7 protein-coding genes are annotated in these 7,483 nt (G+C 44.6%); 2 read left to right on the top strand and 5 right to left on the bottom strand.

Annotated features, from left to right (window positions below):
* Window positions 1-187: 187 nt before the first annotated feature.
* The 3 genes from msrQ to hiuH all read right to left on the bottom strand — a co-directional run bounded on the left by msrQ (window position 188) and on the right by hiuH (window position 2,350).
* Window positions 188-823 (bottom strand): protein-methionine-sulfoxide reductase heme-binding subunit MsrQ, encoded by a 636-nt coding sequence (gene msrQ / locus E0D98_RS19630; RefSeq protein ID WP_001240105.1) that lies wholly within the window; start codon window positions 821-823, stop codon window positions 188-190.
* On the bottom strand, window positions 824-1,828 hold the full coding sequence (msrP, locus tag E0D98_RS19625) for a protein-methionine-sulfoxide reductase catalytic subunit MsrP (protein ID WP_000740100.1): 1,005 nt from the start codon (window positions 1,826-1,828) through the stop codon (window positions 824-826).
* Between the two features lie 108 nt (window positions 1,829-1,936).
* The gene (gene hiuH, locus E0D98_RS19620) at window positions 1,937-2,350 is read right to left on the bottom strand and encodes a hydroxyisourate hydrolase (RefSeq protein ID WP_000920132.1); all 414 of its coding nucleotides are present in this window, start codon (window positions 2,348-2,350) and stop codon (window positions 1,937-1,939) included.
* Between the two features lie 132 nt (window positions 2,351-2,482).
* Here hiuH and hprR point away from each other — a divergent pair, with 132 nt between their 5' ends.
* Both hprR and hprS read left to right on the top strand, forming a co-directional pair.
* Window positions 2,483-3,154 (top strand): response regulator transcription factor HprR, encoded by a 672-nt coding sequence (gene hprR / locus E0D98_RS19615; protein WP_001339045.1) that lies wholly within the window; start codon window positions 2,483-2,485, stop codon window positions 3,152-3,154.
* Entirely contained in the window at window positions 3,154-4,512 is a 1,359-nt protein-coding gene (gene hprS, locus E0D98_RS19610) for a two-component system sensor histidine kinase HprS (protein WP_000826788.1), read from the top strand. Before hprR ends, hprS begins: the two co-directional genes overlap by 1 nt.
* Window positions 4,513-4,619: 107 nt before the next feature.
* Here hprS and hchA read toward each other — a convergent pair whose 3' ends face one another.
* Window positions 4,620-5,471, bottom strand: a complete 852-nt coding sequence (gene hchA, locus E0D98_RS19605) for a glyoxalase III HchA (RefSeq protein ID WP_000218204.1) — start codon at window positions 5,469-5,471, stop codon at window positions 4,620-4,622.
* Window positions 5,472-6,062: 591 nt separating this feature from the next.
* The gene (gene ompC, locus E0D98_RS19595) at window positions 6,063-7,250 is read right to left on the bottom strand and encodes a porin OmpC (RefSeq protein ID WP_000824418.1); all 1,188 of its coding nucleotides are present in this window, start codon (window positions 7,248-7,250) and stop codon (window positions 6,063-6,065) included.
* Between the last annotated feature and the right edge of the window lie 233 nt (window positions 7,251-7,483).

Genomic DNA, 7,483 nt, shown 5'->3' with positions numbered 1-7,483 from the left:
TGGGAGAAAGGCAGTCCGCTGCATAAATCTACGCAACAGGTTAGAACCCAAGGCCCGATACGGCATGCGGACTGCAGGCAGAGAAAACTGGCCGATTTTCTCTGCACTGGAGGGATAATACAAGGCCGGATAGGGCGCTCGCGCCGCATCCGGCAGGGATAACGCGTACTTTGTCGGCAATATGAAGTTATACAGATAATTTGTTGTGAACCTGCTTGCGTAACCGGTTAAAAAGGGAACGCAACTTCTTATACCGTAAGGCTAAAAGCAGTACAGCCAGCCCAGCGTAGATGAGCGGCTGCGGTGAAATAATCTTCACTGACCACAGATAATGTATTGGGGCCAGGATCGCGACAAGATAGACGAAATTATGCAACTGTTGCCAGTGCTTGCCGAGTTTTCGCTGCATCGCCTGGGTTGAAGTAAACGCTAAAGCAAGCAAAATAACCCAGCTGATAATTCCTAACGTTAAATAAGGCCGGGTAATTAACTCCTTGCCTAATAACGCCAGATTATTCACGCCCAGCTCCAGCAATGCGTAACTGGTTAAATGCAGTGTCGCCCAGGCAAAGCACCATAAGCCTAACAGGCGGCGAGTGCGTATCAATAACGGCTGTTTTGCGTAGCGTGCCAGAGGTGTGATTAACAAGGTCGCCAGCAAAAATTTCAGTGCAGTGCGACCGGTAAAATGCTGAATATCTTTCACCGGATCGGCACCCAGTCCACCGTGATTGATCGCCCAGACCAGCCAGAGAAACGGCAACAATCCGGCAAGATGCAGGCTAACTTTCAGCCATGTCACCTGTTTTGCTGTCAGACGCATTCAGAAATTCTCCCGCAAATCCAGGCCACGATACAGCGATGCCACCTGGTCGGCGTAACCATTAAACAGTAGCGTTGGCTGGCGCTGAACATCGAGGATGCCGCCTGAACCAATAAATCGTTCGGTAGCCTGTGACCAGCGCGGGTGATCAACATGCGGATTAACGTTGGCGTAAAAACCGTATTCGTCAGGCGCTGCCAGATTCCAGGTGGTTGGCGGACGCTCGCGGGTCAGCTTAATACTGACTATCGATTTAATCCCTTTAAAGCCATATTTCCACGGCACAATCAGTCGTACCGGCGCGCCATTTTGTGGCGGTAACGCCTTGCCATAAACACCCACGGTCATCAGTGTGAGCGGATGCATTGCTTCGTCGAGACGCAATCCTTCGACATAAGGATATTTCAGCCCGCCGCCGATAAAGCGGTCCTGCTGGCCTGGCATTTGTTCCGGTGCATAAATTGTTTCGAAAGCGACATACTTCGCATTGCTGGTGGGTTCGGCAAGCGCCAGCAATTTGTGCAGCGGAAAACCAATCCACGGCACCACCATCGACCATGCCTCCACGCAGCGCATACGATAAATACGCTCTTCCAGCGGGAAGCGACGGGTTAAATCATCGTGATCGAGGGTCAATGGTTTTGCCACTTCGCCGCTGATTTTCAGTGTCCATGGATCGGTTTTCAGGCTACCAGCATTAGCGGCGGGATCGGCTTTATCCAGCCCGAATTCATAGAAGTTGTTATAACCGGAGACTTTATCTACTGGCGTCAGTGGCAGGTTATTTTGCCAGGCGGCAGGCTTGCTGAACTCCAGCGGTTTTCCGGCGGGGGCGGGCGGGCGATCGTTCCCTTTAAACCAGCTAAGCAGATCGGCATGCGCAGCGTGAGGCAAAGAAAGTGCAGCTGCACTGATGCCCAGTGCTTTTAACACCTGCCGACGCTTCATAAAGAATACCGACTCGGCCGTAACATCTGATTCTTTTAAAAATTGATTCTTTTTCATAAGCCATCACACTTTTTTGTCGTTAGCCAGCAAGAGCCGTTTACTGTTAATCTGTCAGGGAGTGTCCTCCCTAACAGTAGCAGAGATCTGCTTTTACATATTTATGCATTAACTGCCACGATAGGTTGAATACCCATATTGGCTAAGTAATAAAGGCACATGATAATGCTCGTTCACTTTATTAATATGAAATTCAACGGGGATCTCAGGGAAGAAACTTTCAAGATTTTGTTTCTTGAAATAGTCCCCGGTTTTAAATACGACACGGTAATCGCCCGTAGTTGCAGTTTGCTCGGGCCACAGTGCCTTAATTCGTCCATCCTTATCTGTTTTGGCGGTATTAAGTTGTAACCAGCCGTTATCCGCCTTCTTTTCAAGAGTGACTGTCACGTCAGCAGCGGGTTTTCCGGTTTGCTGGTTCAAAATGTGCACGCTAAGAATGTTTTGTTGTGCAGCATAGACCAAAGAAGGTAATGAAAATGCAGCCGTTACTACGGAGAGTACTAAATAACGCTTTAACATGTTTATATCCTTGTCATGTGAATGAGTTTTGAGGATAGCGAAAAAATGTCCAGGGTAACCTTACAGCAGCATTACAATTTTGTAATGAACCAGGTTGTTTCTATAACATATGATTTATGGCATATTATTTTCATGAAGATTTTACTTATTGAAGATAATCAAAGGACCCAGGAGTGGGTAACGCAGGGGCTTTCCGAAGCGGGTTATGTCATTGATGCCGTTTCTGATGGCAGAGATGGGCTTTATCTTGCGCTGAAGGATGATTATGCATTGATCATTCTGGATATTATGCTTCCGGGTATGGATGGCTGGCAGATCTTACAAACGTTAAGAACGGCAAAGCAAACCCCTGTTATTTGCCTTACTGCAAGGGATTCTGTCGATGACAGAGTCAGAGGGCTGGACAGTGGAGCAAATGATTATCTGGTAAAACCTTTTTCATTTTCTGAGTTGCTGGCAAGGGTTCGGGCACAATTAAGGCAACATCACGCTTTGAATTCAACATTAGAAATCAGCGGCTTAAGAATGGACTCTGTTAGTCAAAGTGTGAGCAGGGACAATATCAGTATTACACTGACGCGCAAGGAGTTTCAGTTACTTTGGCTACTGGCCTCCAGAGCTGGCGAAATTATACCCAGAACGGTTATTGCGAGTGAAATTTGGGGAATCAACTTTGATAGTGATACCAATACGGTGGATGTCGCCATTCGCAGGCTCCGCGCAAAAGTTGATGATCCTTTTCCTGAAAAGCTAATTGCCACAATCCGTGGGATGGGATATTCGTTCGTAGCGGTAAAAAAATAATGAAAAGATTGTCTATAACCGTCCGTTTAACCTTGCTTTTTATATTGCTACTGTCTGTTGCTGGTGCTGGAATTGTCTGGACTCTCTATAATGGCCTGGCAAGTGAGTTGAAATGGCGCGATGATACAACACTCATTAACCGGACAGCACAGATCAAGCAGTTGTTAATTGATGGGGTAAATCCAGATACGTTACCTGTGTACTTTAACCGGATGATGGATGTTAGTCAGGATATCTTGATCATTCATGGTGATAGCATCAATAAAATTGTTAACCGGACAAATGTCAGTGATGGCATGTTAAATAACATACCTGCTAGTGAGACAATCAGCGCAGCTGGCATTTACAGAAGCATTATTAATGATACAGAGATAGATGCTTTACGAATTAATATTGATGAAGTTTCGCCATCATTAACGGTTACTGTGGCTAAATTGGCTTCAGCCAGACATAACATGCTTGAACAGTATAAAATCAATAGCATTATAATTTGCATTGTCGCCATTATACTGTGCTCAGTATTAAGTCCGCTGTTAATCCGAACGGGGTTACGAGAGATCAAAAAGTTGAGTGGTGTAACGGAAGCGCTGAATTATAACGATAGCCGGGAGCCTGTTGAGGTTAGCGCATTACCGAGAGAACTAAAACCTCTTGGGCAGGCGTTGAATAAAATGCATCATGCTTTAGTCAAAGATTTTGAGCGTCTAAGTCAGTTTGCTGACGATCTCGCTCATGAACTTAGAACGCCCATTAATGCATTACTGGGTCAGAATCAGGTTACGCTCAGTCAAACCAGAAGTATCGCTGAATATCAAAAAACAATTGCCGGTAACATTGAAGAGTTGGAAAATATTTCGCGGTTAACAGAGAACATACTGTTTCTTGCCCGGGCAGATAAAAACAATGTTTTGGTGAAACTGGACTCGCTTTCTCTCAATAAGGAAGTCGAAAATTTGTTGGATTATCTTGAATATCTTTCAGACGAGAAAGAGATTTGCTTTAAGGTCGAGTGCAATCAGCAAATCTTTGCGGATAAAATTTTACTGCAACGAATGTTATCGAATCTTATTGTTAATGCCATTAGATATTCACCAGAAAAATCGCGTATTCATATAACCAGTTTTCTTGATACCAACGGCTATCTTAATATTGATATCGCCAGTCCTGGAACGAAAATACATGAGCCTGAAAAACTCTTCCGTAGATTTTGGCGGGGAGATAATTCGCGTCATTCCGTAGGTCAGGGACTTGGTCTTTCTTTAGTCAAAGCGATTGCCGAATTGCATGGGGGAAGTGCTTCATATCACTATCTCAATAAGCATAATGTGTTCCGAATTACGTTACCGCAAAGAAATTAACATAGGGCTTCAGTACGCCATAAATTAACCGTGAAAAAACGCAGCCACGTCGTGAGTACTAACGCGGCTGCGATTAATTATGCGCTTACATTCAAACGTAACAGGGATTAACCCGCGTAAGCTGCCAGCATTTCCTGCGCCGCCAGTTTACCCAACGCATTCGCTGCGAAAGGACTGTCGCCGGTGAGAAGTTTACGGTCCTTATGTACTCGCCCGGTGATGTCGTCATTAATGATGTTCATGCCCATTTTCTTCAGCTCTTCGCCGAAGTACCAGGTGAGATGACCTGGCATATAGCCAATATCTGGCGTTTGTTTGTCTGCGGCGTCTGGGAATGCGCAAATGGAATAACCATTCAGTGGGTTATCGCCGTGGCGAAGCGCCAGAAAAGCCGCCGGGCCGTGGCAAAGGGAGATAACAAAACGGTCATTTTTGATTGCCCACTGTAAAGCGGCAGCTACGTCCTGGCTTTCTGGTAAACCAATAAGTGCGCCATGACCACCAGGAACAAAGATTGCTGCATATTCGCTATCAGCGTTGAGGCTGGCAACAACATCCGCGAGTTTCTTCGGATTGCGGAACAACGATTTATGCTGCTCAAAGAATGGCATTACTTTTTCATCTTTGTGCGGCATAGCCCAGTATTCAAACTTGGTCATCAGACCGGAAATGGTCGCCACTTCGAATTCGAAACCTGCAGCATGGAGATGATACAACGGCAGCAACGTTTCAATCGGATGGTTACCGGTCGAGAACAGTTTTCCGTTATCGGTCGGCAAATAACGTTCGTCCGCGGCGATCACCAGAATTTTATGTTTACCGCGATAAGGTTTTGGATAGTCCACGCCATCAAGATCAGAGACAGGACTGGTATATTGGCTAAGCGAATATTCTGAAGGGAAGAATGCATTATCTTCAGCAATATCGACCTGCGGATTTTTACTTGTTTGAACAGTCATAGTGTATTCCTTATTGTTGCTTAGTTAGGGTAGTCACTATATTTGCGACTGAGCTGGTCGCTATTTTTAACCAGGCTGGAAAATTGAGTCAATATATCGAAAGCGGTAGTCGGCGGGTGTAAGTATGTAATGATGATGCTGCACTGGTGTTGAATATTATTCACGCCAAATTTTCCTTATTGAGTAACGTCGTCGCAAGTGGCCTCAATGATTTTAGACCATTATCAGAGGTACGGGGTGGCTGGGAGAGATTTAGTGCTGTGGAATATTGTGGTGCTGATGAATATTTATATCGCGGATTGGTAGAGAAAAATCTTATTTCATGCACTATTTTTGCAAATATTTCTATATGGGAAGCGTGTTTGTTACGGATTAATTCATAAAGAAATGCATTTGGGTGTTGGCTTGAAGAGTCGCTGGTTGATGTTGTTGTGCCAGGAGGGGCAGGGTAAGGTGCTGTATCGATATGCTTCGGCAATTGCGTGTGCCGCAGATGGAGATGAAATGTCAATAAAAAAGCCTGAGTTCGATGAGGGACGAACTCAGGCTAGTGTTCAGTTTTACAGTAACACGCCGCGGCGCGTTGGCTGATTAGAACTGGTAGACTAAGCCCACAGCCACGATATCATCGGTAGCGATGCCGTTTTCTTTGTAGAAGTCGTCGTCGTTGTCCAGCAGGTTGATTTTGTAATCAACATAAGTGGACATGTTTTTGTTGAAGTAGTAGGTCATACCAATATCAACATATTTAACCAGATCTTTGTTGGTGTAATGATGATTACCCTGGCTGTCGAAGTTATCACTATTTACACCGCCTAAATCCTTACCTTTAGATTGCAGGTAAGCGATGGACGGGCGCAGGCCAAAGTCGAACTGATACTGAGCAACAACTTCAAAGTTTTGGGTTTTGTTAGCGATGGCATCAGCATCACCGTAACCAGTCATGTTACGGGTTTCAGCATACATAGCTGCTAAGTAAACGTTATTAGCGTCATATTTAGCACCAACGGTCCATGCTTCTGCTGTTTCACCGCCAGCAGTTGCATCGAAGCGATCTCCATAACGAGTGTTATGCAAACCTTTGTGAACCTGATTGTCAGTACGGTCAGAATTAGAATATGCAGCACCCAGACTTAAACCGAAGTCGAAGTCATAGGAAGTGGACATACCGAAGCCGTCGCCGTTCTCTTTAGCTAACTTACGGCCATTACCGTTACCAGAACCTTCCTGACCGAATAATCCATCATCTTCATTATTACCCTGATATTGCAAAGCAAAGTTCAAGCCATCGACCTGACCAAAGAAGCCATTGTTACGGTAGGTTGCAACACCATTAGCACGACCGTTCATGAAGTTGTCAGCGCCAGCATAGGTATCGCCACCAAATTCTGGCAGCATATCGGTCCATGCTTCTACGTCATATACGACACCGTAGTTACGACCATAGTCGAAAGTACCATTCTGACCAAAGCCTAAACCTGCAAATGCCAGACGCGTTGCGGTATTACCCTTGTCGCTTTCAGGACCGTTTGCGCCAATGTTAAATTCCCACTGACCATAACCAGTGAATTGATCAGCGATCTGAGTTTCACCTTTGAAACCGATACGGGCATATGACATGTCGCCATCGCTGCCAGAATCATCAGAGAAGTAGTGCAGACCCACTACTTTTCCGTACAAATCCAGTTTATTACCATCTTTATTATAGACTTCAGCCGCATTTGCTGCGCCAGCAACTAATAATGCCGGGACCAGCATTGCCAGAACTTTTCTTTTCATTATGTATTCCCTTGTGATTATAATCTTCATGAATATATCAATAAGTGCCGTTATCCAAAAAAAAGCACATTTGGATACTATTCTATGAAGTTCATTTTATTTTAAAGATTACATGTAACAAATGCATTTAAAAGATTTCAAAATGTTTCTAATCTATTTAATATAATTTAGAATTATGAATTCTAAATATAAATATTCATGAAAATTATAAATGTATATCAATATGTTATGAG

The organism is Escherichia sp. KCJ4928, assembly GCF_004352695.1.
Classification (GTDB): domain Bacteria; phylum Pseudomonadota; class Gammaproteobacteria; order Enterobacterales; family Enterobacteriaceae; genus ECMA0423.
This window is presented reverse-complemented; position numbering and strand designations above follow the sequence as displayed.

Excerpts from the sequence above, each read along its gene's own strand:
- hiuH (WP_000920132.1), bottom strand. The coding sequence starts at position 2,350 with ATGTTAAAGCGTTATTTAGTACTCTCCGTAGTAACGGCTGCATTTTCA.
- msrQ (WP_001240105.1), bottom strand. The coding sequence starts at position 823 with ATGCGTCTGACAGCAAAACAGGTGACATGGCTGAAAGTTAGCCTGCAT.
- hprS (WP_000826788.1), top strand. The coding sequence starts at position 3,154 with ATGAAAAGATTGTCTATAACCGTCCGTTTAACCTTGCTTTTTATATTG.
- msrP (WP_000740100.1), bottom strand. The coding sequence starts at position 1,828 with ATGAAAAAGAATCAATTTTTAAAAGAATCAGATGTTACGGCCGAGTCG.
- hprR (WP_001339045.1), top strand. The coding sequence starts at position 2,483 with ATGAAGATTTTACTTATTGAAGATAATCAAAGGACCCAGGAGTGGGTA.
- ompC (WP_000824418.1), bottom strand. The coding sequence starts at position 7,250 with ATGAAAAGAAAAGTTCTGGCAATGCTGGTCCCGGCATTATTAGTTGCT.
- hchA (WP_000218204.1), bottom strand. The coding sequence starts at position 5,471 with ATGACTGTTCAAACAAGTAAAAATCCGCAGGTCGATATTGCTGAAGAT.